Here is a 2,587-nt window from a genome sequence, read left to right as displayed (position 1 = left end):
ATCCAGAGCTTGTTCATTTCGCCAATGTAATCGAACCCGATACGATAATTCAGATTCGGGAACTTCTCGGTCAGCCAGGCATCCACGTTGGTCCGCGCCTCGTCTGCGGTAGGACCCTGTTCGCAGGCGGCAACTCCGACCGCCTCAAATCCGCTGCCTTCATATTTCTCCTGCAGTTCGATCAAATGGGGCATGGCGTCGACACATGGTCCGCACCAAGTCGCCCAAAACTCAACGAGGTAGACCTTGCCGGGCCGAAAGTTCGTGAGGGGCTCGCCACGCAGCCAGTTCTCCACTTTGATCGCAGGAGCCGGGGACCCCATACGCAGTTCCATCTTGGTGTCCAAAGTCATTCCACACCTTTCGTCTCTTTTGTCGCGGAATATTTTCCAGTCAAAATCGGACACGGTCTCGAGGGCATCGCTCCCTCTGGCTTGCTTCAGCGAAGCTCTCACCGTGTTGCCGCACATCAAGCTGCAACGGAGGTGCCAATTCCCTCAGCTCCGGTAAGCGGCGGGAAATGCTTTGAAATTCTCCACGAGCCCAAATGCGGCCGATTGTCGTGAACCCGACATGTCTTCTGCCGCTGTCGGGTTTCGCCCTATCACTCTTGAGAGCTTGGACGGTTCGCCTGTGATTAGACTGGCCTCGGTCCTCGAGCAGTGGCAGTTTGGCGCCAGTTCGAAAGCGCGAACTCGCCGGCTTGGTCCTCGTGCCGCCACCGCCGCGTGTGGATTCTTGCCCCGGAGTCAAAATTCGCCTCGCGGTTGCCAACGGCGGCATGCGCTCAATCCGCGTGGCGTTGAGCCCCGACAGCACGTAATTGTACCAATTAGTGGATGCCCGTCGCTGCCTCCACTTCTCCAGCCAAGCGCTCGAACGACGCTACCTACCCACGTTCGAGCGCGACCGCGGAATCGCAGACTGCCGAACGTCAGCCGTTGCGAAAGGTGTAGCCGTACCCGTTGATCGCCGGCGCGCCGCCTAGATGTGCGTAGAGGACCCTCGATCCCTGTGGAAAGAAGCCCCTCTGGACGAGGTCGATCATCCCTTGCATCGATTTGCCCTCGTAAACGGGGTCGGTAATCATGCCCTCGAGCCGCGCGCACAAACGGATTGCCTCTTTGGTTTCCTCCGATGGAACGCCATAACCCGGGTACGCGTAGTCCATGAACAACACCACGTCTGCCTCGACAATTTCCGCTCCGAGGTGGACGAGCTTCGCTGTATTTTGGGCGATGCCAAGCACCTGCGCCTTGGTCTTGGCGGGCATGGCGGAGGCATCGATACCGATCACGTTGCGCTGTCGACCATCCTTGGCGAACCCGACGAGCATGCCGCCGTGGGTTGAACCAGTCACCGTACAGACGACGATATAGTCGAAGGCAAACCCAAGCTGCTCTTCCTGGGCACGCACCTCCTCAGCGAACCCCACATAGCCCAGGCCGCCGTATTTGTGGACAGAGGCGCCGGCAGGTATCGCATATGGCCTGCCGCCCCTTGCCTTGACTTCATAAAGTGCCTTTTCCCAGCTGCGGCGGATGCCGATGTCAAAGCCCTCGTCAACCAGGCGCACCTCTGCCCCCATGATGCGGCTCAAGAGGATATTGCCGACCCGGTCGTAGACAGCATCATCATGTGGGACCCAGCTCTCCTGGACCAGGAGGCATTTCATGCCGATCTTGGCGGCGACCGCAGCGACCATGCGCGTATGGTTGGACTGCACGCCACCGATTGTGACGAGCGTATCGGCATCTGACGCGATCGCGTCGGGCACAATGTATTCGAGCTTGCGCAGCTTGTTTCCGCCGAACGCGAGACCGGAGTTGCAGTCCTCGCGTTTGACGTAGATTTCCACCTTGTCGCCCAGATGCTTGCCGAGGCGGTCGAGCCTCTCGATCGGCGTGGGTCCAAAGGTGAGCGGATAACGTTCGAATTTTTCCAGCATGCTATCTCCAGCAAAAAAGTACCTGAACCGGCTACGCACCGGTCAGCCCAGGGGTATGTGTGATCAAAGACACCCGTCTTTCGAAGCGGGTGCAGAAGTCGTTCATCAGTAGTGCAGCACCGAGTTTGTCATTGCGACAAGCACACCGCATCCGGCGTGCTGCGATGACTCTTATGTGCCTAATCGACCAACCACCCGCATCTCCCGGCCTAAGGACAAACCGAATGTGGTCGCGTGTTAGCCGAACACAGATTCCCTATGCGATCAGCTCAGTCATCAGAGGGTGACCAAAATTGGTGTGGCTCTGAGCACTGATTCTGTCATCCGCGCATCAAAGCAGCAGCACATGCTGGGCATTCGACCAAGCCGGGACACAGCTGAAAATTGCATTCCGCAGTTGATCAGAGTCAGACGACTGGTACCCGAGCTTTCCTGTAACCATCGGCATGCTGGCCCCTGTGGCGAGTTCCACGAGCGCGGCTAGAGGACTGCCAGATCAGAAAGAGCACGCGGCCGAAGTAGCCGGCCTGAAGCAGCAGCGAACAGGCCAGCGTCGTGACGACTGCCACACGGAGCGAATCCAAAGCGAAGTAAACCATCGACGCATTGCTGCACAGGACCAGCCCCACGAGCCGACAA

Annotated in this window: 3 protein-coding genes; all 3 read right to left on the bottom strand. The window is 58.5% G+C overall.

The genetic code is table 11. The features are described from left to right. The coding region (locus EOB36_RS33590) for a TlpA disulfide reductase family protein (protein WP_164897711.1) at positions 1–335 on the bottom strand (335 nt) is incomplete at its 3' end. 599 nt (positions 336–934) lie between these two features. After that, positions 935–1,948 (bottom strand): 1-aminocyclopropane-1-carboxylate deaminase, encoded by a 1,014-nt coding sequence (locus tag EOB36_RS33585; RefSeq protein ID WP_024505903.1) that lies wholly within the window; start codon positions 1,946–1,948, stop codon positions 935–937. A gap of 407 nt (positions 1,949–2,355) precedes the next feature. Further along, positions 2,356–2,587, bottom strand: a 232-nt coding sequence (locus EOB36_RS33580) for an exopolysaccharide production repressor protein (RefSeq protein ID WP_245467972.1), incomplete at its 5' end; no start/stop codon positions are given.

It is taken from the genome of Mesorhizobium sp. M6A.T.Cr.TU.017.01.1.1, from assembly GCF_004023115.1.
Taxonomy (GTDB): Bacteria; Pseudomonadota; Alphaproteobacteria; order Rhizobiales; family Rhizobiaceae; genus Mesorhizobium; species Mesorhizobium mediterraneum.
This window is presented reverse-complemented; position numbering and strand designations above follow the sequence as displayed.